We start from the raw sequence: 21,487 nt of genomic DNA, 5'->3' as shown, positions 1-21,487 counted from the left end.
GCTTCACAGAGGGCAGTTAGTATAAACCCTTCTATTTTAAAAACAGATTTCTGTAGTAAATGTTTACAGAGCAGTCGCTTGAAATGTAAATGGCCGGGATATGAAACAGGAACATGATAATAAATCACGTACGGAATTTTAGTAGTACGTGATTTAGGAGGTATCAGCGCAGGTAATGACCAGAGATGTCGATACGCTGTCGATCAAAGTCGACAACAATATCAGTGCCCAGAGGAAGTGTTAACATCGGATGAGTGTGGCAACAGTCAAAGCCATCGACCAGGGGAATTTCCTGCCCGTTCAGAATCTCCAGCAGCACGTCCGCCGGCTGTCTTCCCGTACCGGCATTATCGAACAGTTCGTGTTTTCCGAGCAGAATGGCGCTCACACGATCGAAAACTCCGTTGAGCTTCAGCATCGAGAAAGAGCGTTCAACGGTGGCAATATCTTTAAGGCTGTCTTCAATAAACAATATATCGCCCTGATGAATTTCCGGCATATAAGGGCTACCCCAGATGCCTGATAAAGTATTCAGGTTCCCGCCGATAACCCGTCCTTCAATGCGTCCTGCCCCGAGAAAACGGCAGGTATTTGCATACAATTTTTTGGCTCTGACGGGCATGACGTCATTCCAGTTGAGCTTTTCGTCCGTCCAGTATGCAGGAAGAGGATAACGGTAAGGCGCTTTATGGCGGGTCATCAGGATATCGGCAAAAGAGGCCCAGGTTTCATCAACCAGCGGGGGAAACTCGCCGAAAGAAGCCACCAGCGCCGGACCGTAGAACGTGATGAGACCGGTCTGAGCATAAATTCCGGCCAGAAGCGCCGTGGAATCGGAATACCCGATAATGATTTTCGGGTCGGCGCGCAGCGCATCGTAGTCCAGATAAGGCAGCAGGGAATTGCTGTTATTGCCTCCAATCGTCGACATCACACAACGCACCTGCGGGTCGCGGATCAGCTGATTGAATTCTTCCGCTCTCGCGGCAACTGAACCTGAACGGTAATGGTCAGAATGCCCCGTCAGTGAGCCCGCTTTCAGTACAAATCCTTTTTCTTCAAGAAATTTCTTTCCACGAGAAAAACGCTCAGGTGCCGTAGCAGTAACAGGTGACGACGCAGAGAAAAAACCAACGGTATCGCCGGTTTTCAACGGAGATGCGAGTAGCGGATTTGTGGACGAAGGCATTTTATATCCTATAAATTTGCTCAATGTTCAATCTGCAATGTATCAGCTCAAGTGCAGGTTTAATATGAGTTTATAGGGGATAGCAGTGGGGGATTGGACAGGAAATGATGTGGGCTGAGCAAGCGTCAGACAATTGGGGATGAGGTTCGATGGAGAGTCCGTACCGCAGAAAGCAAAAAACCAGCCGTTAGGCTGGTTTCTTTAAATACGGTGCCCGGACTCGGACTAACNNGCGCATTAAACCGTATTGGGCCTGTGCCGTCAACGGCTTTGTCATCTAAAACACATAAAATGCGTTCGTTTGCTGCCTTTTCATTCAAAAAAAGCGAATTCGCGGGTCTGAAGACCAGAGAAGTCAGGAAAGCGCGCCATGTTCGCGGCAACGGGCGACGTTCAGCACATCCTCTGCCAGACGGCGGGCGACTTCCACGTCGTTCAGCTGGCGCTTAACCAGCAATTTACTCAGACACCCTTCCAGGATCAGTTCCATCTGCTGAGCGACCATTTCTGCATCATCCGACCCCATTTCCTGCAAAAGCGCCAGAGTGTAGTCATAGGATGCCAGTTTCTGTTGCTGAGCTAACTGATGGATCGGCATATCGCTGTCAGGGAAAAACGTACAGGCGGCGATAAACAGGCAACCGGGGTAGCGTTGCTGGCGCACCTGCTCATCCAGCACTTTGTACCGGGCCAGTAATTTCTGCGGCGCAGAAAGGGATTCATCGAGCATCAGCTGACGTCGCCAGATATCAATCTGTTCACCATGATAACGCAGGCTGTCATACAGCAGAGCTTCGGCATCCGGCCAGAAACGGCGTAATTCATTGAGCGGAACATCCACCAGTTCGGCGACAGTTTCCAGTGACAATGTTGCAAGGCCACGTTGTTCCAAAAGATTAAGGGTTTTATCGAGAACTTGTTCACGTAGCACGTTTGCCTCCTCACAATTCGCGTACTTCAAAAGGTAGTGTCGTTTAAGGGCGGGTTTTCTGCAAATGCGCGCTGAACTCTGCGGCATTCATAAACCCTGTCACCCTCGACTGTGGCAACTCATGTCCATCAGGTCCGAAGAATAAAATCGTCGGCAGGCCCAGAACCTTCAAACGCTCTAATAACGCTTTCTGTTCCGCGGAGTTTTGGGTGACATCAGCCTGCAGCAACAAGGTATTCGTCAGTTCATTCTGCACTTCTGGCGCTGAGAAGGTATATTTTTCGAACTCTTTACATGCCACACACCAGTCGGCGTACAAATCCAGCATGACGCGTTTGCCCTGAGCCCCCTGAAGGGCGGCATCCAGTTCACCCACATTATGGATTTTCTGGAAATTCAACGCGTGCTGTGGCGCAGTTGTTTCACCGGCTGGCGTAAATGCCCAGTCCTGTAAGGGGCGACTGACAATCAGTGCCGCCGCAAGGAAGACTATCTGCAGCACGCGGACCACGCCTCGCTGGCTTTTCAGGCTCAGTACCAGCGCCCAGCCGAAGAAGGCCACGCCGAGCAGACTCCACAAACGCAGTCCCCAGGTATCGCCAATCACGCGTTCCAGCAGGAAAACCGGCAGAGCCAGTATCACAAAGCCAAAACCTTCCTTGACGTACTGCATCCACGGCCCGCTGCGTGGCAGCAGTTTGTTGCCAAACATCGTGGCGATAATCAACGGAATGCCCATCCCCAGCGCATACAGATACAGCGTGCCAGCCCCCGCCAGCAGATCCCCGCTCTGGGCGATATACAACAAAATCGCGCTGAGCGGCGCGGTAGTGCAGGGCGAGCAGATCAGTCCCGCCAGTGCACCCATAATAAAGACGCCGGGCAGCGAGCCGCCTTTTTGCTCATTACTCCACAAAGCTAGACGGGTCTGCACAGAAGAAGGAAGTTGCAGGTTGAACGTGCCAAACATCGACAGCGCCAGTGCAATGAACATCACCGAAAGCACAATCAGTACCCACGGACTTTGCAGCGCCGCCTGGAACTGCAAGCCTGCTGCGGCCACTATCATGCCGAGCAGGGTGTATGTCAGCGCCATGCCCTGCACGTAAACCAATGCCAGCAGGAAGATACGCTTCATACTGTGAGGGCGCTGGCGTCCGAGAATGATGCCTGAAATCAGCGGATACATTGGCAGCACGCAAGGCGTAAAGGCAATTCCGATGCCGATCAGCAAAGCCCATAGCGGAGAAAACGGCAGGGGGGTGGATTGTATTTCAGGCGTCGCGATAACCGGCGCGTTATCCGTTGCTGGTGTACTGGCGCGTTCCGGTTGTGTAACGGCACTCAGCGGAACCTCACGGGTTTCCGGCGGGTAACAGAACCCTGCGGCAGCACATCCCTGATAAGTGACACGAACGGTCGCCTCGGTGCTTGCCTCACGTATCGGAACCACAATATTTAGCGCGTTTTCATAAACTTCGCTGTCACCAAAAAATTCGTCGTGATGTTCGCGCCCCTTCGGCAAAAGGAAGGCGGCGAGCTGCGCATTCTTCGGTTCAAGCTCAATTTTACTGCGGTACAGATAATAGCCGTCGCGGATTTGCCAGCTAAGTTTAAGGTCATGACCCTGCTGCTGAAAATCAAAACTGAAAGCCTGATCGACAGGCACAAACTGCGCCGCAGCGGGTTTGCCAAACAAAGAGGCATTCGCCTGAAAGGGCAAAAGACACAGGCTGCAAAGCAGGAAGAAAATTCGAAGAATGCGGTGATCCATGCGGAGTAAAGTTCTCTTTGTCGCGGCAGATATACAGCCACTGAGTGAATCGACAGAAGAAGCGGACGGCTTCATGCCGCAGCGCGTTAATGAAATACGAGTATACCCCGCACAATCGGTGAGCAGAAAGCCCTGCAGGTGTTGAACGTGGTCTGATGCGGGAAGAATGCAGAAACAACGGGGGCCTGAGCCCCCGGAAAAACTGTCAGAGAATAATACTGCCGAAGCCAAATCCGAAAAGTACCGACAGGAACACGCCGATGGTGCCCGGGATAAAGAACGGATGGTTGAAGACGAAGCGTCCGATGCGTGTGGTGCCGGTGTCATCCATCTGCACGGCTGCAACCAGCGTCGGGTATGTTGGCAGAATGAATAAACCGGAAACGGCAGCAAAAGAACCCACTGCGGTCAGTGGCGATACGCTCAGCGCCAGCGCCATCGGCAGCAGGGCTTTGGTGGTGGCAGCCTGTGAATACAACAGCGCAGAGCTGAAGAAGAAAATCACGGCCAGCAGCCACGGATGTGCCTGAATCAGGGTGCCTGCCGTTTCTTTGATCCAGCCGAGATTGGCCTGCACAAAAGTGTCACCCAGCCAGGCAACACCGAGAATACAAATACAGGCGCTCATGCCGGATTTAAAGGTGCTGGAGGACAGAATCGAATCCGTATCGATACGGCACAGCAGAGTAATCAACGTCGCGACGCTGAGCATGATAATCAGAATGGCGCTGTTAGTGGTCATCACCGGTTGTGCGACCCAGCCCAGACTCGGGCTGTTGATCACTGCGTATCCGACCACACCAAAAACGCCGAGCAGGAACAACAACACGGAGAGTTTTGCGCCAGGTTTGATTTCCAAGACCTTATCGCCACGCAGCTCAATCAGCCCTTCTTCATAACGTTTCAGGTAAACCGGATCGTTGGAAAGTTTGGAGTCAAAGCACCAGCTGACAATCAGCGACATCAGGATAACAGCGGCCAGCGTTGCCGGGATCATCACCATCAGCAGATGCAAATAACTGACGCCGTGGCCTTCCATGGTTGACGCCATATAAACAACGGCGGCAGAAATGGGGGATGCGGTAATCGCTATCTGCGCGGAAACGACGGCAGTCGAAAGCGGACGACAGGGTTTGATCCCCTGTTCTTTCGCCACTTCTGAAATCACGGGCAGGGCGGAAAGCGAGATGTTGCCGGTACCGGCCATAATCGTCAGGAAATAAGTGACGATGGGGGCGAGGATCGTAATGTGCTTAGGGTTACGGCGCAGCAGCTTTTCAGTTTGCTGCACCAGATAATCCATCCCGCCCGCCACCTGCATGGTTGAGATAGCCGCGATCACCGCCATGATGATGGAGATAACATCAAAAGGGATGGTACCCGGTTTGACGCCAATCAGCGCCAGCACCAGCACGCCCAGTCCTCCGGCGAATCCGATGCCGATACCGCCCAGGCGCGCGCCGAGGAAAATCGCTGCCAGTACAATAATAAGTTCGATGATTAGCATGGTTGTCCGTCCATAATCCTGCTACTCCTTAAGGGATTGATAATTAATAAGGAATTGATAATTAATTGTTATGTAATTGTTGTGTCGCAAAAAGTAAAAAGGCCCGTTATTCCGCAGAACAACGAGCCTTTAAAAGGTCAGTAATTTAATCTGTTACTGTTCATTTTCATCAGTATAGCGTTTCGCTTTGTAGGCCGGATGCTTCAGGTTCTCGATAGAGAAAATGTCGTCCAGCTCGGCTTCAGTCAGCAATCCGCGCTCAAGCACCACTTCTCTGACACTCTTGCCGGTTTCCGCACAGATCTTCCCGACTATATCGCCATTGTGGTGGCCGATGAACGGGTTGAGATAGGTGACGATACCGATAGAGTTGAAGACGTAGAACTCGCACACTTCTTTGTTGGCCGTAATGCCGTTGATGCATTTTTCCAGCAGATTGTAGCAGGCGTTCGTCAGAATATGCACTGACTCAAACATCGCCTGACCAATCACCGGTTCCATCACGTTCAGCTGTAACTGACCTGCTTCGGCTGCCATGGTGACGCATACGTCGTTACCGATGACTTTGAAGCACACCTGGTTCACCACTTCCGGGATAACCGGGTTAACTTTGGCTGGCATGATAGAAGAACCGGCCTGCAATTCTGGCAGATTGATTTCGTTCAGGCCAGCGCGCGGGCCGGAAGAGAGCAGGCGCAGGTCGTTACAGATTTTGGAAAGTTTAACCGCCAGACGTTTCAGTGAGCTGTGAACCATCACGTAAGCGCCGCAGTCAGACGTCGCTTCGATAAGGTCTTCTGCCGGTACGCATGCCAGATTGCTGACTTCAGCCAGTTTCTCTACTGCCAGCTGCTGATAACCTTCCGGTGTGTTCAGACGTGTACCGATCGCCGTCGCGCCGAGGTTCACTTCCAGCAGTAATTCGCCGGTGCGCATCAGGTTGCGGGTTTCTTCTTTGAGCAGCACGTTGAATGCGTGGAATTCCTGACCGAGGGTCATCGGAACCGCATCCTGCAACTGCGTGCGTCCCATTTTGATGATGTTTTCGAACTCTACCGCTTTACGCTCGAAACCGTCGCCCAGCTGAGAAATCGCATCAACCAGTTTCAGCAAAGAGGTGTACACGGCGATACGAAAACCGGTCGGGTAGGCATCATTGGTGGACTGGCATTTGTTCAGATGATCGTTTGGATTCAGGAACTGATAATCGCCTTTCTGGTGTCCCATCAGTTCCAGACCGATGTTCGCCAGTACTTCATTCGTGTTCATATTTACCGAGGTTCCCGCACCGCCCTGATAGACGTCGATAGGGAACTGGTCCATGCATTTGCCTTTATCAAGCACTTCATCGCACGCCTGAATAATGATGTCCGCAATATGACGTGGGATGGTGCGCAGCTCTTTATTGGCCAGAGCCGCCGCCTTTTTCACCATCACCATGCCACGAACAAACTCAGGGACATCGCTGATCTTGGTGTTGCTGATATAGAAGTTTTCAATCGCCCGCAGGGTGTGAATGCCGTAATAAGCTTCTGCCGGTACTTCGCGCGTGCCCAGCAGGTCTTCCTCGATACGAATGGTGTTTGACATGAGAACCTTCTCTTCGGTACTGAATGTGTTATGCGATGTTTAAAATTATGTTACTTACCGTGTTAAATATAAAACGATCAACCTTTGTTTTGGCAACGAAGGCGATCATATGCTGCTTCAGGCGAATTGCACGTACTAAGATCACTATCCTGCCCTATTACTGTGCATGTTTTTGGTATCTGTGAGAATTCTCACAATTCATTCAGCGGCTCAATTAAATCAGGTCTGACGCTTGAAATCACTGTGATGTAGCACCATCTCAGTGTAGTCAGCCTGCATTTCTTTGAAAGTAAAGATCCTGAGCAGGCACTTATTCCTGGTTTCGATTGCCTCTGTGACCGTATTTTACGACAGAGTTTTCGGAGCCTAATTACAAGGAGAATGCGGTGCGCTGGTTACCGTTATTACTGTTATTTCTGCTGGCCTACATCGAAATCACCTTATTTATCAAGGTGGCTGCGGTGGTCGGTGTTGCCACAACATTATTGCTGGTGGTGTTTACTTCCTGCGTGGGTGTTTCTCTGGTGAAAAATCAGGGCATGAAAACCTTTATGCAGTTGCAGCAAAAGCTGGCGGTCGGGGAAAGCCCGGCAGCTGAAATGGTGAAAAGCGTTTCGCTGGTGATTGCCGGTTTCCTGTTGCTGGTACCGGGCTTCTTTACCGATTTCCTCGGCTTACTGCTGTTGTTACCGCCAATACAGAAACGCCTGACCTTAAAACTGATGCCGCACCTGAACATTGTCCGCTCTGGCGGCAACTGGGGGAGCAGCGCGCCGACAGGAAATACCTTTGACGGCGAGTTTCAGCGCACGGATGAAACGCAGGAACGTCTGGTTTCACCAAAAAAAGATGACGACACAGAGCACCGCGATCGCTAATCTCTGTGGCCTTGATTGTTAAAAGATTGTTGGGAAGCGCTGTGAAAGCCGATTTTTAGCGGTCAGAGCAGCGAAAGAAAAAGCGAAAATTTTTCTGTTCTTCCCCTTGAAGGGCAGGGTATCGCCCCCATTAAACAAACCACGAGGCCAGGCAGGTTTTGCCAGGCATTCAACCCTAAAAATAGATATGGACCCGCTCACAGGAGAGTTATCAATGAAAATTCGTCCATTGCATGACCGCGTTATCGTCAAGCGTAAAGAAGTAGAATCTAAATCCGCTGGCGGCATCGTTCTGACTGGCTCAGCTGCTGGTAAATCTACCCGTGGCGAAATCCTGGCTGTCGGCCATGGTCGCATTCTGGAAAACGGTGAAGTTAAAGCGCTGGACGTGAAAGTTGGCGACATCGTCATTTTCAACGACGGTTACGGCGTTAAAGCTGAGAAGATCGACAATGAAGAAGTGTTGATCATGTCTGAGAGCGACATTCTGGCAATCGTAGAAGCCTGATCGTCCCCCGATCCACTTTTTTCTGAACAGAACGAATTTAAGGGAAATTAACAATGGCAGCTAAAGAAGTAAAATTCGGTAACGACGCCCGTGTGAAAATGCTGCGTGGCGTAAACATCCTTGCTGATGCAGTAAAAGTGACCCTGGGCCCTAAAGGCCGCAACGTGGTTTTGGACAAATCTTTCGGCGCACCAACCATTACTAAAGACGGCGTGTCCGTTGCACGTGAAATCGAACTGGAAGACAAGTTCGAAAACATGGGTGCACAAATGGTGAAAGAAGTCGCGTCCAAAGCGAACGATGCAGCGGGTGACGGTACGACTACCGCAACCGTTCTGGCACAAGCCATCATCACTGAAGGCCTGAAAGCTGTTGCCGCCGGTATGAACCCGATGGATCTGAAACGCGGTATCGACAAAGCTGTCGTTCATGCGGTTGAAGAACTGAAAAAATTATCTGTCCCTTGCGCTGACTCTAAAGCTATCGCACAGGTTGGTACCATCTCTGCTAACTCCGACGAAACTGTCGGCAAACTGATCGCTGAAGCGATGGAAAAAGTAGGCAAAGAAGGCGTCATCACTGTTGAAGAAGGTACCGGCCTGCAAGACGAGCTGGACGTTGTTGAAGGTATGCAATTCGACCGCGGTTACCTGTCTCCATACTTCATCAACAAACCAGAAACCGGTTCTGTTGAACTTGAAAGCCCGTTCATCCTGCTGGCTGACAAGAAAATTTCTAACATCCGCGAAATGCTGCCAGTACTGGAAGCCGTTGCGAAAGCCGGTAAACCACTGCTGATCATTGCTGAAGACGTTGAAGGCGAAGCCCTGGCGACCCTGGTAGTGAACACCATGCGTGGCATCGTGAAAGTGGCTGCGGTTAAAGCACCAGGCTTCGGCGACCGTCGTAAAGCTATGCTGCAGGACATCGCCACTCTGACCGGCGGTACCGTTATCTCTGAAGAGATCGGTCTGGAACTGGAAAAAGCGACTCTGGAAGATATGGGTCAGGCGAAACGTGTTGTTATCAACAAAGACACCACCATCATCATCGATGGCGTTGGCGAAGAAGCAACTATTCAGGGCCGTGTTTCTCAGATCCGTCAGCAGATCGAAGAAGCGACTTCTGATTACGACCGCGAAAAACTGCAAGAGCGTGTGGCTAAACTGGCAGGCGGCGTAGCTGTTCTGAAAGTTGGCGCAGCGACTGAAGTTGAAATGAAAGAGAAAAAAGCTCGCGTTGAAGATGCCCTGCACGCAACCCGTGCTGCGGTAGAAGAAGGCGTAGTTGCTGGTGGTGGTGTTGCGCTGATCCGCGTTGCTCACACTCTGGCTAACCTGACCGGCGACAACGACGACCAGAACGTGGGTATTCGCGTTGCTCTGCGCGCAATGGAATCTCCACTGCGTCAGATCGTTGTGAACGCAGGTGAAGAAGCTTCTGTTATCGCCAACAAAGTGAAAGCGGGCGAAGGCAGCTTCGGCTACAACGCTTACACCGAAGAATACGGCGACATGATCGCAATGGGTATCCTGGATCCAACTAAAGTAACCCGTTCTGCTCTGCAGTACGCGTCTTCTGTAGCTGGCCTGATGATCACCACTGAGTGCATGATCACCGACCTGCCTAAAGACGATAAAGTCGATATGGGCGGCGCTGGCGGTATGGGTGGCATGGGCGGTATGGGCGGCATGATGTAATCATCATCCCCCTGCGTTCATCCGCAGGTACGCGAAATCAGCGGACATTTTTGTTCACTGACACAACGTACTGAAGAAACCCGGTCTGAAAAGGCCGGGTTTTTTTATTTGACCATTTTTTATCGGGTTCAGTAAGATAACTCTCATTGTCGTCGGCCATTAACGTGTAGACTCATTTTTGCGTGATTTTCGGATTGATTCCGATAGCGCAAACCTTGGGCATACGTGGCAGCGGATGCCTAAGAGAGCCAGGTGTTTTCTGATAGGCTTTATGTGATTACAAAAACAAATGGGGAAAGTGATGCGGATTAAAATGTTACTGGGCCTGTCAGCTATCGCGCTGCTTGCCGGGTGCAGTACCACTCATCAACTGGATGCAGCGGGCCAGCAGGTGAAATTCACGGATGACAAACCAGGCGCAAATTGTCAGCTGCTTGGCGAAGTCACCGGTGCCCAAAGCAACTGGTTCTCCGGTACCGGCGGTGACGGTAGCTCCATGCGTGGTGCAGCCAATGACCTGCGTAACAAAGCGGCAGCGATGGGCGGCAACACTATTTATGGTGCCAACAGCCCGTCCCAAAACTTCCTGTCCAGCTTTGCACCGGTTGACAGCAAAATGGTCGGCCAGGTTTATAAGTGCTCATAGTCGGGCTGTACGCCGTTTAATTGCGTGAATGCCAGATAGAATAAAGGGATGCCAGTGGCATCCCTTTTTGCGTTCCCCCTTCATATCTCAAGCCACCGGTGCGTTGGCTACGTTCAGTCACCCGAATCACTTACCTGAGTAAGCTCATTGGGACTCCATCACTTGCCGCCTTCCCGCAACTTGATTTAATTTGGGGTAAGAAATGCGTGTTAAGACTGCTTCAGCCGCAGATCCAGAATGGTTTTACTCGGCTCGCCGCCAATCTCGCGGGTCAGCTTCGGTACCATATAACCAGACACCTTACTCATCAGCCCTTTCATGATGACGCGCGCTTCGTCGTCGTTGACCATGAAATGCGCCGCGCCCTGGACTTTATCCAGCACGTGGATGTAGTAAGGCAGAATACCGGCATCAAACAGCGCATTGCTCAGTGTCGCCAGCACATCAGCAGAATCATTCACGCCACGCAGCAGCACACTTTGGTTAAGCAGCGTCACGCCGTGGTGTTTCAGCTTCGCCATGCTGGCGCGCAGCGCATCATCAATTTCATTGGCGTGATTGATATGCGTCACCATCAGCACCTGAAGGCGTGATTTTTCAAGGCGCTGGCAAAAGGTATCCGTGATACGTGCAGGGATCACCACCGGCAGACGCGTATGAATACGCAGACGTTTAATGTGTGCGATGCCTTCCAGTTCACCGATCAGCCAGTCGAGTTCGTGATCTTTCGCCATCAGCGGATCACCGCCGGAAAAAATAATTTCATCGAGTTCGGGGCGTGTGCGGATATAATCCAGCGCCTGAACCCAGTTGGCCTTATTTCCCTGGTTGTCCTGATACGGGAAATGACGACGGAAACAGTAGCGGCAATTCACCGCACATCCGCCTTTCACCAGTAACAGGGCACGATTGCTATACTTGTGCAACAGACCCGGAACAACGCTGCGTTGTTCATCAAGCGGGTCGGTGGTAAAGCCCGGCGCGGCGATAAATTCCTCGCGTGCGGTCAATACCTGAAGCAATAAAGGATCCTGTGGATCGCCCGGCTGCATACGTGCCACAAAGGCGCGGGGTACGCGAAGCGGGAACAAACGACGGGCTTCACGCCCACTTTGCAGTTCTGCATTGTCGTTAAGTGCCAGAAGAGTAAGCAGTTCATCCGGGTCAGTGATAACATCGCCGAGTTGATACAACCAATCTTCTCTAAATGGCGTGTTTAGGGTTACAATGTTTGCCATTTTTTTGGCTAATACCAGTTTAAAATTAGAGGGCCATCATGGCGACTTATTCTAGCAACGATTTCCGTCCGGGTCTTAAAATCATGTTCGAGGGCGAGCCTTACGCTATCGAATCCAGTGAATTCGTAAAACCAGGCAAAGGCCAGGCTTTCGCACGCGTTAAAATGCGTCGTCTGCTGACCGGTTCCCGTGTAGAAAAAACATTCAAATCTACTGACTCATGCGAAGGCGCTGACGTTGTAGATACCAACATGAACTACCTGTACAACGATGGTGAGTTCTACCACTTCATGCACCCTGAGACTTTCGAACAGCATCAGGTTGAAGAGAAAACCGTTTCTGACGCCTCTAACTGGCTGCAGGACAACGCAGAATGTATCGTAACTCTGTGGGATGGTCGTCCTATCGCTGTTCAGCCACCGAACTTCATCGAAGCTGAAGTTGTTGATACTGATCCGGGCCTGAAAGGTGATACCGCAGGTACCGGCGGCAAGCCAGCAACCCTGAGCACCGGCGCTGTGGTTAAAGTGCCATTATTCGTGCAGATCGGCGAAATCGTCCGTTGTGACACCCGCTCTGGCGAATACGTTTCCCGCGTTAAATAAGTTCTCAACGCTTATTACGTCGGATGAAAGCTGCCGCAGGTGAAAGCCTGTCGCAGCTTTCCAGCCCCAACTTGTTGAATTGGATTGTGTTTACCATGTTGAAGAAGATGATGTTTATCGTAGTTTCAGTGATGTTGCTGGCTTCGTTATCCGGCTGCAACACGGTTCATGGTTTCGGTGAAGACATCCAGCATCTGGGTGGCGCGATTTCCAAAGCAGGCTGATCCCTTCAGCCTCATTTTTACCAACTTTCCTAAAAATCCTGCCTGTTTCCTTCTCTATCCAGAAAGTTAGCTACACTAAAAGTGTCGTACTTTACATTCTCTTATAGGAAGGAAATTTATATGCTGAAGAAAAGTATCCTCGCTATCTTATCTGTTCTTGTTCTGTCTTCTGCGTTGACTGCCTGCAATACCACGCGTGGCGTGGGTGAAGATGTGTCTGCGGGTGGGCAAGCAATCCAGAAAAGCGCGCAATAGCGGGTGAATCACCTGAAGTAAGCTGAAGTCTGCCTGCACATTGATGCAGGCAGTGTTGTTTATGGCGTCCGGAAATGAGGTAAATTAAGGCTGTTTCACCCATACCAGTTTGCTGGTATCAAATCCGTATCGCTGCGCAGTTTGCAGAAGCTTCTGCTTCACGCTGTCATCCAGTGTCGGTGCGCGCGACAGGATCCACAAATAGCTTTTATCCGGCCCGCAGACCAGCGCGTAGCGGTAATCTTTATCCAGCTCAATGACGTTATAGCCGCCATAGAACGGGCCAAAGAATGACACCTTAAGCGCCGCCCGGTCCGCAGAACCCGTGAAGTATCCTTTGCCCTCGCTTTCTTGCCATTTGTTTTTCTGCGGATTAAACCCGCGGTTAATGACTTTCACACCGCCGTCGTCGCGCAGGCTGTAATTGGCCGTGACGCGTTCCAGCCCGCTTTCAAAACTATGATCCAGTCTGGCGACTTCATACCAGGTGCCAAGATAGCGGCTGAGTTCGAAGTTATTAACGACGTTGACGTCTTTTGGTGGTGTGACGCTACAGGCCACAGACATGAGTGCTGTGACGATGACGCCGAGTTTTGACCAGATACGCATAGAGTCTCCTTCCTTAGGTTGTTCTCTAAGTGTAGGTAACAAAAAGGAAAAGGAAAAACAAGTGGGGAAGAAAACGAAAACAGCGGCCAGAGAGCCGGCCGCTGGAAAGTCAGATCTTAAGGGATCACAGACGGATCAGTACGATAAGAGTAACAATACTTAAGATCGTTGCCAGACCGTAGAATACCCATTTTCCGGCCGGAACGTGGATCTTCAGGTCATGCATGGCGTGATGGATCCGGTGCAGTCCGCACCAAAGCGGCAGCACGATCATCAGCAGCAGGAACAGGCGTCCGATCCAGCTCTGCGCGAACGCCAGCACACGCGGATAACTCAGGGCGTCGCCGGGGAAGAAACCCAGCGGCAGCAGGAAGCACACCAGCAGAATCATCACTGGCGCGAAAATTGCGCTCCACATACCGCCTGCCCCAAACAATCCCCAGAACACCGGCTCGTCTGAACGTTTAGGAAGAATATTTTTCATGTCGCCTCCTTAAAGAAACAGTGCGATGACGAGAACAACCAGCGTCACGACAATGGTCACGCCCCAGAAACCCGCAATCACTGGCTCCGGCCCCATTTTTTTACCTTTCACCACCACGATCGAGGCTTTCGGTGCCAGTTCAAACCAGGTTTTGGTATGCAATAAAGCGGCAAACAGGGCGATCAGATTAATCAGCATGACCACCGGATTTTGCAGAAAATGCACAAAACCCGCCCAGCTTTCCGGCCCGTTACGTAACGAGAAAACCCCTGCCAGCAGCAAAAGGCTAAACCATACAGCCGGAACCGCCGTGCCTTCGCGCATCATATAAAAACGGTAGAAAGGTAAGCTTTTCCACCAGCTGGCTTTCATCTCACGTACGTAGGGTTTGCGTTTGCTGCCCGTACTTTGAGTCGTCATATTTTCTTCCCTCATTGCGGTCTGAGCCTCGCTATCATGAAGTCTTTTGAGCTTTCGACTTTGCCTTGCTGAATGGCGGCGGCAGGGTCGACGTGCTTCGGACAGACTTCGGAGCAATAACCGACAAACGTACAGCTCCAGACACCGTTCTGACCGTTTAACTGCGGCATACGTTGTGCTTTGCCGTGGTCGCGGTTATCGAGGTTATAGCGGTGCGCCAGCGTGATAGCGGCCGGGCCAATGAACTCCGGATTCAGACCGAATTGCGGGCAGGCGGCGTAACATAAACCACAGTTGATGCAGCCGGAGAACTGGTGATATTTCTCCATTTGCGCCGGGGTTTGTTTACCTGGGCCTTCCCCGACCGTGCGGGTGTTGCCGATGATATAAGGTTTGATGGCTTCCAGGCTTTCGATAAAGTGGGTCATATCGACCACCAGATCACGTTCTACCGGGAAGTTACCGAGTGCCTCGACCTGCATACCGTCCGGGTATTCCCGCAGGAACGTTTTGCACGCCAGCTTTGGCACACGGTTCACCATCATGCCGCACGAGCCGCAAATCGCCATACGACATGACCAGCGGTAGGAAAGGTCAGCGGCGAGATGGTCCTTGATGTAGCCCAGAGCATCGAGCAGAGACGTTGTTTCATCGAAAGGCACGTCATACACCACCGGATGCGGCGCGCTGTCCGTTTCCGGGTTATAGCGCATGATTTCAACCTTCAGGCTGCGCATTTTAGCCACGTGATTGCTCCTTATCTTTTTTATCGTGAGTCTCAGATTCCCCGCCGTACACACGTTTGGCCGGAGGCAGCGTGGTAATTTTCACGTCGCCGTATTCCAGACGCGGGGCGGAATCCGGCTGATAAAATGCCAGGGTATGCTTGAGGAAATTCACGTCATCGCGTTCGGTACAACCTTCATCAAGACGCTGATGCGCGCCGCGTGATTCGCGACGATGCAGGGCGGAGTGCGCCATACATTCAGCCACTTCAAGGCCATGACCCAGCTCGATGGTGTACAGCAGATCAGTATTAAAGACGCTGGAGGTATCCTGAATTTTCACCCGTTTGAAGCGTTCTTTCAGTTCGGCCAGCTTATCGACGGTTTTTTGCATCAGCTCAGTGGTGCGGTAAATCCCGCAGCCTTCTTCCATCGCCAGACCCATTTCGTCCCGGATGGCTGCCCAGCTTTCATCGCCTTCCTGCGCCATCAGTGCGGCAAGACGGTTTTCGATATCACGTACCTGCGCGTCGAGTGCGGCGCTGTTCCCGGTATCTTTGGCTTCCACGGCACGCTCTGCCGCTTTTTCACCGGCCATACGCCCGAACACCACCAGCTCTGCCAGTGAGTTGGAACCGAGTCGGTTGGCGCCGTGCAGACCGACGGAAGAGCATTCGCCGACCGCAAACAGGCCTTTGATACGGGTTTCACACTGCGCATCCGTTTCGATGCCGCCCATGGTGTAGTGCGCGGTAGGGCGAACCGGGATCGGATCGGTGATCGGATCGACGCCGACGTAGGCTTTAGCCAGCTCGCAGATAAATGGCAGACGTTCGCGCAGTTTTTTCTCGCCGAGATGACGTAAATCCAGATACACCACGTCGCCACGCGGCGTTTCGATGGTGCGTCCGGCGCGCCATTCATGCCAGAACGCCTGAGACACTTTGTCGCGAGGCCCCAGTTCCATGTATTTGTTTTTCGGCTCACCGAGCGGGGTTTCCGGTCCCATGCCGTAATCTTGCAGATAACGGTAACCGTCTTTATTGACCAGAATACCGCCTTCACCACGACAGCCTTCCGTCATCAGAATGCCGGAACCCGGCAGGCCGGTCGGGTGATATTGCACGAATTCCATGTCGCGCAGCGGAATGCCGTGGCGGAACGCCATGCCCATGCCGTCGCCGGTGACGATACCGCCGTTGGTGTTGTAACGGTAAACCCGGCCTGCGCCGCCGGTGGCCATGACCACCGCGTTGGCACGGATTTGTACGCGTGTACCTTCCATCATATTGATGGCGACGACGCCGCGTACCTGGCCTTCATCGACCAGAATATCGAGAACGAAATGTTCGTCGAAGCGTTTGATTTGCGGGTATTTCAGGGAAGTCTGGAACAGGGTGTGCAGCATGTGGAAGCCGGTTTTATCCGCCGCAAACCACGTTCGTTCGATTTTCATCCCGCCGAAACGGCGGACATTGACTGAACCATCATCCTTACGGCTCCACGGGCAACCCCACAGTTCGAGCTGGGCCATTTCAGTCGGGCATTGATGAACGAAATGATCCACCACGTCCTGCTCACACAGCCAGTCGCCTCCGGAAACGGTATCCTGGAAGTGAAAATCGAAGCTGTCGTGATCTTGCGTCACAGCGGCAGAACCGCCTTCGGCCGCCACGGTGTGGCTGCGCATAGGGTACACTTTCGAAATCAACGCGATATTCAGGTTGGGATTGGCTTCCGCTGCGGCTATTGCTGCGCGTAAACCCGCCCCACCTGCACCTATAATTGCAATGTCGGCGTTAAAGGTTTGCACTGCATTCCTCCACTATCATCAATGAGATCGGGTTTGAAACACCCGCGAAAAGCTCTTCATAATCGAAGAGTTAGTGAACCCCGATGACACACAGGCGCTGTCCCGGTGGCTGGTATTCTTATTGTTTGTAAGGGAATTATGATACCAAAGGGGTAGAAGTGGTAATTTGATGTGAACGCGCATTTAGGCTTTCTGTGCTTTACGCAACGCAAAATGAGATATTTGTTTGCCTGCGGGGATGCAGGTAGACTGCATGACTTTTCTGAATTCGGAGTAAATCACCATGAGCGAAACAGCAAGCTGGCAACCCAGTGCTCCTGTCGCCAATTTGTTGAAGCGTGCAGCTATCCTCGCTGAGATTCGACGTTTCTTTGCCGATCGCGGCGTGCTGGAAGTTGAAACGCCGGCGATGAGCCAGGCTACGGTGACCGACATTCATCTGGTGCCGTTCGAGACTCGTTTTGTCGGGCCAGGTGCGGCTGACGGCATGACGCTGTATCTGATGACCAGCCCGGAATACCACATGAAACGCTTGCTGGCTGCGGGCAGCGGGCCGATTTATCAGATGGGGCGCAGTTTCCGTAACGAAGAAGCCGGACGTCACCACAATCCCGAATTCACCATGCTCGAATGGTACCGTCCGCGTTATGACATGTACCGCCTGATGAATGAAGTGGATGATTTACTCCAGCAGGTTCTCGATTGCGATACCGCTGAAACCCTGTCTTATCAGCAGGCGTTTACCCGCCATCTGAATGTTGATCCGTTATCCGCCGATAAAGCGGAACTGCGTGAAGCAGCGGCAAAACTGGATTTATCCAACATCGCCGATACTGAAGAAGATCGCGATACGCTGTTGCAGTTGCTGTTTACGATGGGTGTTGAACCGCACATCGGGCGCGACAAACCAACTTTCGTTTATCACTTCCCGGCGACTCAGGCCTCTCTGGCGGAAATCAGTACGGAAGATCACCGCGTTGCGGAGCGTTTCGAGGTGTATTACAAAGGCATTGAGCTGGCGAATGGTTTCCGTGAACTGACGGACAGCCGTGAGCAGCGTCAGCGTTTCGAACAGGATAACCGCAAACGTGCGGCGCGCGGCCTGCCGCAGCATCCTGTCGATAACAATCTGCTGGATGCGTTAGAACACGGTATGCCGGAATGTTCCGGTGTGGCGCTGGGCGTTGACCGCCTGATTATGATTGCGCTGGGCGCTTCCAGCCTGAGCGATGTGCTGGCCTTCCCGGTGACTCGCGCCTGATAAGCGATTAAGCCCTGATCTCAGGTCGGGGCTTCCTTTCCAAACTCTTCCTGTTACGCCCCATCATTGTGCAATTAATCCAAAATCGCGCATTTAATGAAACAAAAGTACCCAAATGGCGCAACACTGATTTTAAAGTTTCAGTGTCAGGCGCAGTACGCCACACCCCGTAAACAGGGCATTCCTCATGCTTTAACGGAAATTTTCCTCTGGCTGGCCTGATTTATGCATTACCGGATTATCATTCATCATCCGGAAAACCCGTTATGTCAGAATCCAACGACAAAGAACTTCTTTATGGACTGGAAGAACGCATTGCACCGGCACCGGCATTTTTTACCGCCATCCAGCACGTGCTGGCAAGCGTGGTGGGGATTATCACGCCGCCGCTGATTATCGGTTCAGTGCTGGGGCTGAATGCGTATTTGCCCTATCTCATCAGCATGTCTTTGCTGGCGTCCGGCATCGGGACATTTATTCAGGCGCGCCGCTTTATGTCGGTCGGCGCGGGGATGATTTGTCTGCAGGGCACCAGCTTTGCGTTTCTCGGGGTGATTCTGTCGGGCGGTATGCTGGTAAAAAGCCGCGGTGGTTCGCCGGAAGACATCATGGCGATGATTTTTGGGGTGAACTTTGTGGCGGCATTTATCCCGCTGCTGGTCAGCCGGTTCATCGGTCAGATGCGCCGCGTGTTTACGCCGCTGGTGAGCGGCACCGTCATTGCGCTGATCGGCATCAGCCTGATTAAAGTCAGCATTACCGACTGGGCAGGAGGGCATGGCGCGGTGAATTTTGGCGCACCGGCGAATCTCGGGCTGGGTGCGCTGACGCTGCTGGTGATCGTCGCCTGTAACCGTATCGAGGTGCGCTGGCTGCGCCTGTCATCAATCGTCTTGGGCATTGTTGTCGGCTGTATCGCCGCTGCGCTGACCGGCCATCTGACGGTGAAACCTTTGCAGGGCGACTGGTTTGCATTGCCGCAACTGTTCCGTTTTGGTTTCAAGTTTGACTGGATTATTTTCGTACCCATCGCGCTGGTATCGTTTATCAGCATTCTCGAAGCGGTAGGCGATCTGACGGCTAACTGCATGCTGTCACAGCAGCCGATTGAAGGGGAAAGCTTCCGTAAGCGTCTCAAAGGCGGCATTCTGGCCGACGGCATCAGCTGTCTTATCGCGGCGGCCTTCTCGTCATTTCCTAACACGACGTTTGCACAGAATAACGGCGTGATCCAGATGACCGGCGTCGCCAGTCGTTATGTCGGCATGTATATCGGCGGCGTGTTATTAGTGCTCGGGTTGTTCCCATTCATCGGTGAAATCCTTCAGCAAATTCCTGCGCCAGTGCTGGGCGGTGCGACACTGGTGATGTTTGGCAGTGTGGTTGCGGCAGGGATCCGCATCATGACGCAGTCGCCGGTCGGGCGTCGTGAAATGCTGATTATCGCTATCGCCTTTGGCATCGGTCTGGGCATTGAAGCCGTGCCGGATGTCCTGGGTCAGTTCCCGCCAATCGTCGGTAATATTTTCGGTCATGCGGTGACCAGTGGTGGCGTTCTCGCTATCCTGCTCAACTTACTGATGCCGGCAGAACGCAGCACAAGTGTTGCGGCACAGGAAGTTAAGGTTCACTGAAATCCCGCGCGTTGCGCCCCTGGATCAGCAGACAGGGCATAACTGAGCTGACTCACTTTTTGAATTTATTGTGACCCTAAAAAAGGAAGTCAGACATGTCAGAACAACGCATGTGGATCAAAAATCCGCTGGCAGTTTTTACCGCCAATGAACTCGATGCCCGTGGCGGCATCGTCATTGAGGGGCAGAAAATTGCCGAAGTGCTGGCCTCTGGTCAGCATCCCTCACACCCGGTCGATCACATCTTTGATGCCTCAGAATCTGTACTGCTGCCGGGCCTCATCAATACACATCACCATTTCTATCAGACACTGACCCGCGCCTGGGCGCCTGTGGTCAACGTGCCGTTATTCCCGTGGCTGAAAAAGCTTTATCCCGTGTGGGCTCGTTTAGGTCCGGAGGCGCTGGGGCTGGCAAGCCGCGTCGCGATGGCTGAGTTGCTGCTTTCCGGCTGCACCACCACCACCGACCACCATTATCTTTTCCCGCAGGGTATGGAAGAAGCCATTGATGTGCAGGTCGATGTGGTCCGTGAACTGGGTATGCGTGCGTTGCTGACCCGTGGCTCAATGAGTCTTGGCGAAGAACAGGGCGGTCTACCGCCGGAACAGACGGTGCAGTCGGGCGAGGTGATTTTGCAGGACAGCCAGCGTCTTATTGACCGCTATCACCAGCGCGGCGAGGGCGCATGGATGCAGATTGCGCTGGCGCCGTGCTCGCCGTTTTCGGTCACGACCGAGATTATGCGCGAGAGTGCCAGGCTGGCGCAGCGCGAAGACGTCCGGCTGCATACACATCTGGCGGAAACGCTGGATGAAGAACAGTTTTGCCTGAAAATGTTTGGCCTGCGTACAGTTGATTATCTGGAAAGCGTCGGCTGGCTGAGCGACCGCACGTGGCTGGCGCACGGTATTCATTTTAACGACGATGAGATCCGTCGTCTGGGCGCGGCGGGCACCGGTATCTGTCATTGCCCTGTGTCGAATATGCGACTGGCATCCGGCATGTGTCCGACACGTGATCTGGAAGCGGCTGGCGTGCCGATTGGTCTGGGCGTTGACGGCTCTGCGTCGAACGATGCCTCAAATCTGATGTATGAAGCGCGGCAGGCGTTGTATCTGCAACGTTTGAAATACGGTGCGGAATACGTCACGCCGGAAAGAGTCCTGGGCTGGGCGACGCGCGGTTCGGCGAAGCTTATCGGTCGCGATGATATCGGGCAGATTGCCGTGGGCAAACAGGCCGATCTGGCGCTGTTTAAACTCGATGAACTACGTTTTAGCGGCAGCCATGATCCGGTTGCCGCGCTGTTACTGTGTGGCGCGGAAAAAGCCGACCGCGTGATGGTTGGGGGGAAATGGCGGGTCCTTGACGGTGAAATTGTCGGCATGGATATCAGATCGCTGATATCACACCATCGCAAAGCGGCGGCGGCGTTGATTGCCGATCTCTAAACTGCGGGTATTAAAAAGGGCAGAGGAGTCTGCCCTTTTGCT

General features: G+C 52.6%; 21 protein-coding genes. 10 read left to right on the top strand and 11 right to left on the bottom strand.

What is annotated here, in order from left to right; genetic code table 11:
- Positions 1-163: 163 nt before the first annotated feature.
- The 5 genes from ACM615_RS14320 to aspA form a co-directional block, all read right to left on the bottom strand.
- On the bottom strand, positions 164-1,189 hold the full coding sequence (locus tag ACM615_RS14320; RefSeq protein WP_431012070.1) for a S66 family peptidase: 1,026 nt from the start codon (positions 1,187-1,189) through the stop codon (positions 164-166).
- Between the two features lie 355 nt (positions 1,190-1,544).
- Positions 1,545-2,120, bottom strand: a complete 576-nt coding sequence (dicD, locus tag ACM615_RS14315; RefSeq protein ID WP_112289746.1) for a division control transcriptional repressor DicD — start codon at positions 2,118-2,120, stop codon at positions 1,545-1,547.
- Between the two features lie 43 nt (positions 2,121-2,163).
- Positions 2,164-3,894: a protein-disulfide reductase DsbD gene (locus ACM615_RS14310; protein ID WP_431012069.1), complete on the bottom strand. Its 1,731-nt coding sequence runs from the start codon at positions 3,892-3,894 to the stop codon at positions 2,164-2,166.
- Positions 3,895-4,099: 205 nt separating this feature from the next.
- On the bottom strand, positions 4,100-5,401 hold the full coding sequence (locus ACM615_RS14305; protein WP_113877072.1) for an anaerobic C4-dicarboxylate transporter: 1,302 nt from the start codon (positions 5,399-5,401) through the stop codon (positions 4,100-4,102).
- Positions 5,402-5,554: 153 nt separating this feature from the next.
- The gene (aspA, locus tag ACM615_RS14300) at positions 5,555-6,991 is read right to left on the bottom strand and encodes an aspartate ammonia-lyase (protein WP_112289751.1); all 1,437 of its coding nucleotides are present in this window, start codon (positions 6,989-6,991) and stop codon (positions 5,555-5,557) included.
- A gap of 386 nt (positions 6,992-7,377) precedes the next feature.
- On the opposite strand from aspA, the gene ACM615_RS14295 reads away from it, so the two are divergent.
- The 4 genes from ACM615_RS14295 (at position 7,378) to ACM615_RS14280 (ending at position 10,723) form a co-directional block, all read left to right on the top strand.
- Positions 7,378-7,869, top strand: coding sequence for an FxsA family protein (locus tag ACM615_RS14295; RefSeq protein WP_014333639.1), 492 nt, complete (start codon positions 7,378-7,380; stop codon positions 7,867-7,869).
- Between the two features lie 214 nt (positions 7,870-8,083).
- Positions 8,084-8,377: a co-chaperone GroES gene (locus tag ACM615_RS14290; RefSeq protein ID WP_009636718.1), complete on the top strand. Its 294-nt coding sequence runs from the start codon at positions 8,084-8,086 to the stop codon at positions 8,375-8,377.
- Positions 8,378-8,430: 53 nt separating this feature from the next.
- Positions 8,431-10,077: a chaperonin GroEL gene (gene groL, locus ACM615_RS14285; protein WP_112289754.1), complete on the top strand. Its 1,647-nt coding sequence runs from the start codon at positions 8,431-8,433 to the stop codon at positions 10,075-10,077.
- 301 nt (positions 10,078-10,378) lie between these two features.
- Positions 10,379-10,723: a DUF4156 domain-containing protein gene (locus tag ACM615_RS14280; RefSeq protein ID WP_112289755.1), complete on the top strand. Its 345-nt coding sequence runs from the start codon at positions 10,379-10,381 to the stop codon at positions 10,721-10,723.
- A gap of 209 nt (positions 10,724-10,932) precedes the next feature.
- Here ACM615_RS14280 and epmB read toward each other — a convergent pair whose 3' ends face one another.
- Positions 10,933-11,961, bottom strand: a complete 1,029-nt coding sequence (gene epmB / locus ACM615_RS14275) for an EF-P beta-lysylation protein EpmB (protein WP_120162437.1) — start codon at positions 11,959-11,961, stop codon at positions 10,933-10,935.
- Between the two features lie 38 nt (positions 11,962-11,999).
- Between epmB and efp the strand changes: the two genes are divergently transcribed.
- The 3 genes from efp to ACM615_RS14260 all read left to right on the top strand — a co-directional run bounded on the left by efp (position 12,000) and on the right by ACM615_RS14260 (position 13,045).
- Positions 12,000-12,566, top strand: a complete 567-nt coding sequence (gene efp, locus ACM615_RS14270; protein ID WP_431012068.1) for an elongation factor P — start codon at positions 12,000-12,002, stop codon at positions 12,564-12,566.
- 95 nt (positions 12,567-12,661) lie between these two features.
- The gene (locus ACM615_RS14265; RefSeq protein WP_013573743.1) at positions 12,662-12,790 is read left to right on the top strand and encodes an entericidin A/B family lipoprotein; all 129 of its coding nucleotides are present in this window, start codon (positions 12,662-12,664) and stop codon (positions 12,788-12,790) included.
- Between the two features lie 120 nt (positions 12,791-12,910).
- Positions 12,911-13,045 carry an entericidin A/B family lipoprotein gene (locus ACM615_RS14260; RefSeq protein WP_014333643.1) on the top strand — a complete coding sequence of 45 codons (135 nt, stop codon included), beginning with the start codon at positions 12,911-12,913 and terminating at the stop codon, positions 13,043-13,045.
- Positions 13,046-13,129: 84 nt separating this feature from the next.
- On the opposite strand, the gene blc is transcribed toward ACM615_RS14260, so the two are convergent.
- From blc to frdA, 5 genes are all read right to left on the bottom strand, one after another.
- Positions 13,130-13,654 (bottom strand): outer membrane lipoprotein Blc, encoded by a 525-nt coding sequence (blc, locus tag ACM615_RS14255; protein WP_431012067.1) that lies wholly within the window; start codon positions 13,652-13,654, stop codon positions 13,130-13,132.
- A gap of 124 nt (positions 13,655-13,778) precedes the next feature.
- Complete coding sequence (frdD, locus tag ACM615_RS14250; RefSeq protein WP_279919924.1) at positions 13,779-14,138, bottom strand: fumarate reductase subunit FrdD; 360 nt, start codon at positions 14,136-14,138, stop codon at positions 13,779-13,781.
- A 9-nt stretch (positions 14,139-14,147) separates the two neighbouring features.
- Complete coding sequence (gene frdC, locus ACM615_RS14245; protein ID WP_431012066.1) at positions 14,148-14,558, bottom strand: fumarate reductase subunit FrdC; 411 nt, start codon at positions 14,556-14,558, stop codon at positions 14,148-14,150.
- Positions 14,559-14,569: 11 nt separating this feature from the next.
- Positions 14,570-15,295 carry a succinate dehydrogenase/fumarate reductase iron-sulfur subunit gene (locus tag ACM615_RS14240; RefSeq protein ID WP_238484726.1) on the bottom strand — a complete coding sequence of 242 codons (726 nt, stop codon included), beginning with the start codon at positions 15,293-15,295 and terminating at the stop codon, positions 14,570-14,572.
- A 1-nt stretch (position 15,296) separates the two neighbouring features.
- Positions 15,297-17,096, bottom strand: coding sequence for a fumarate reductase (quinol) flavoprotein subunit (gene frdA, locus ACM615_RS14235; protein ID WP_113877076.1), 1,800 nt, complete (start codon positions 17,094-17,096; stop codon positions 15,297-15,299).
- Positions 17,097-17,379: 283 nt separating this feature from the next.
- Between frdA and epmA the strand changes: the two genes are divergently transcribed.
- The 3 genes from epmA (at position 17,380) to ACM615_RS14220 (ending at position 21,445) form a co-directional block, all read left to right on the top strand.
- Positions 17,380-18,357, top strand: coding sequence for an elongation factor P--(R)-beta-lysine ligase (gene epmA, locus ACM615_RS14230; protein WP_113877077.1), 978 nt, complete (start codon positions 17,380-17,382; stop codon positions 18,355-18,357).
- A gap of 266 nt (positions 18,358-18,623) precedes the next feature.
- The gene (locus ACM615_RS14225; protein WP_113877078.1) at positions 18,624-19,991 is read left to right on the top strand and encodes a nucleobase:cation symporter-2 family protein; all 1,368 of its coding nucleotides are present in this window, start codon (positions 18,624-18,626) and stop codon (positions 19,989-19,991) included.
- Positions 19,992-20,086: 95 nt separating this feature from the next.
- Entirely contained in the window at positions 20,087-21,445 is a 1,359-nt protein-coding gene (locus ACM615_RS14220) for an 8-oxoguanine deaminase (protein WP_159282464.1), read from the top strand.
- Positions 21,446-21,487 lie beyond the last annotated feature (42 nt).

It is taken from the genome of Rahnella sp. PAMC25617 (genome assembly GCF_050606005.1).
Taxonomy (GTDB): Bacteria; Pseudomonadota; Gammaproteobacteria; order Enterobacterales; family Enterobacteriaceae; genus Rahnella; species Rahnella variigena.
The sequence above is the reverse complement of the archived record's forward strand: the minus strand, read 5'-3'. Positions and strand labels throughout refer to the sequence as shown.

Excerpts from the sequence above, each read along its gene's own strand:
- epmB (WP_120162437.1), bottom strand. The coding sequence starts at position 11,961 with ATGGCAAACATTGTAACCCTAAACACGCCATTTAGAGAAGATTGGTTG.
- frdC (WP_431012066.1), bottom strand. The coding sequence starts at position 14,558 with ATGACGACTCAAAGTACGGGCAGCAAACGCAAACCCTACGTACGTGAG.
- blc (WP_431012067.1), bottom strand. The coding sequence starts at position 13,654 with ATGCGTATCTGGTCAAAACTCGGCGTCATCGTCACAGCACTCATGTCT.
- groL (WP_112289754.1), top strand. The coding sequence starts at position 8,431 with ATGGCAGCTAAAGAAGTAAAATTCGGTAACGACGCCCGTGTGAAAATG.
- ACM615_RS14310 (WP_431012069.1), bottom strand. The coding sequence starts at position 3,894 with ATGGATCACCGCATTCTTCGAATTTTCTTCCTGCTTTGCAGCCTGTGT.
- ACM615_RS14220 (WP_159282464.1), top strand. The coding sequence starts at position 20,087 with ATGTCAGAACAACGCATGTGGATCAAAAATCCGCTGGCAGTTTTTACC.
- efp (WP_431012068.1), top strand. The coding sequence starts at position 12,000 with ATGGCGACTTATTCTAGCAACGATTTCCGTCCGGGTCTTAAAATCATG.
- frdD (WP_279919924.1), bottom strand. The coding sequence starts at position 14,138 with ATGAAAAATATTCTTCCTAAACGTTCAGACGAGCCGGTGTTCTGGGGA.
- ACM615_RS14225 (WP_113877078.1), top strand. The coding sequence starts at position 18,624 with ATGTCAGAATCCAACGACAAAGAACTTCTTTATGGACTGGAAGAACGC.
- ACM615_RS14320 (WP_431012070.1), bottom strand. The coding sequence starts at position 1,189 with ATGCCTTCGTCCACAAATCCGCTACTCGCATCTCCGTTGAAAACCGGC.
- ACM615_RS14240 (WP_238484726.1), bottom strand. The coding sequence starts at position 15,295 with ATGCGCAGCCTGAAGGTTGAAATCATGCGCTATAACCCGGAAACGGAC.
- ACM615_RS14265 (WP_013573743.1), top strand. The coding sequence starts at position 12,662 with ATGTTGAAGAAGATGATGTTTATCGTAGTTTCAGTGATGTTGCTGGCT.
- ACM615_RS14290 (WP_009636718.1), top strand. The coding sequence starts at position 8,084 with ATGAAAATTCGTCCATTGCATGACCGCGTTATCGTCAAGCGTAAAGAA.
- ACM615_RS14260 (WP_014333643.1), top strand. The coding sequence starts at position 12,911 with ATGCTGAAGAAAAGTATCCTCGCTATCTTATCTGTTCTTGTTCTGTCT.
- ACM615_RS14280 (WP_112289755.1), top strand. The coding sequence starts at position 10,379 with ATGCGGATTAAAATGTTACTGGGCCTGTCAGCTATCGCGCTGCTTGCC.
- ACM615_RS14305 (WP_113877072.1), bottom strand. The coding sequence starts at position 5,401 with ATGCTAATCATCGAACTTATTATTGTACTGGCAGCGATTTTCCTCGGC.
- aspA (WP_112289751.1), bottom strand. The coding sequence starts at position 6,991 with ATGTCAAACACCATTCGTATCGAGGAAGACCTGCTGGGCACGCGCGAA.
- epmA (WP_113877077.1), top strand. The coding sequence starts at position 17,380 with ATGAGCGAAACAGCAAGCTGGCAACCCAGTGCTCCTGTCGCCAATTTG.